This is a genomic window from Nguyenibacter vanlangensis, assembly GCF_013376155.1.
GTDB classification, from domain to species: Bacteria; Pseudomonadota; Alphaproteobacteria; order Acetobacterales; family Acetobacteraceae; genus Gluconacetobacter; species Gluconacetobacter vanlangensis.
In genome coordinates this window covers 1-582 of the sequence record NZ_JABXXP010001211.1, presented here as the reverse complement: position 1 = coordinate 582, position 582 = coordinate 1, and the positions used below count along the sequence as shown (strand labels likewise).

Genomic DNA, 582 nt, shown 5'->3' with positions numbered 1-582 from the left:
CGCCAGGGCCGAAAGCGGCGCGGCCAGGATACCGCCCGCAAGGCCGGCCCCCGCCCCCATCAGGGTGCGCCGGCCGAGATGGGACGCCAAAAACGACGCATCGGTATCGGAAATCCACGCAAGGTCATTCGGACGCATAATCTTCTCCTCGTACGCACCGCCCAGGGTGGCCTGCACTATCCTGGCCTGCATTAGCCTGGCCTCCCCCGGGCCGGGCGACAGTCCGGCAGGCAGGCTGCCTCATGGGCGGAAAACGAATTTCAGTTGCCGCGTTTGCCCCAGCATCGCCTTTGGCAGCGGCAGCTGGGCGCAGGTGGGGCTCAGCACCGCCGCGCGCGCGCGTTCGGCCAGGGCGCGATAAGACCCGTCGGCCGCCATCCGCGCCTGGGTTTCCGGCGCAAACTGGACGATGCGGGCCGTGCCCGTCGCATCGACCGTCACCACCAGGTGGGCGACGAAAGTGGCATAGTCACGCGCGGCCGTGTCCTCGGTATAGCAGCGGCGGACCGCATTGCCGATCGCGCCCTGCTGGGCCGCGCTGAGCGCGCTGGTGATGTCGCCGTCCGGCGCCCCGCCGCCTTC

General features: G+C 70.1%; 1 protein-coding gene and 1 pseudogene. Both read right to left on the bottom strand.

All coding sequences use genetic code 11. The annotated features are described in order from the left end of the window. A partial coding sequence (locus HUK84_RS22170; RefSeq protein ID WP_176642038.1) for a hypothetical protein occupies positions 1-192 on the bottom strand: 192 nt, incomplete at its 3' end. A gap of 48 nt (positions 193-240) precedes the next feature. Then, positions 241-582: pseudogene (locus HUK84_RS22165) on the bottom strand (energy transducer TonB); the annotation flags it as partial.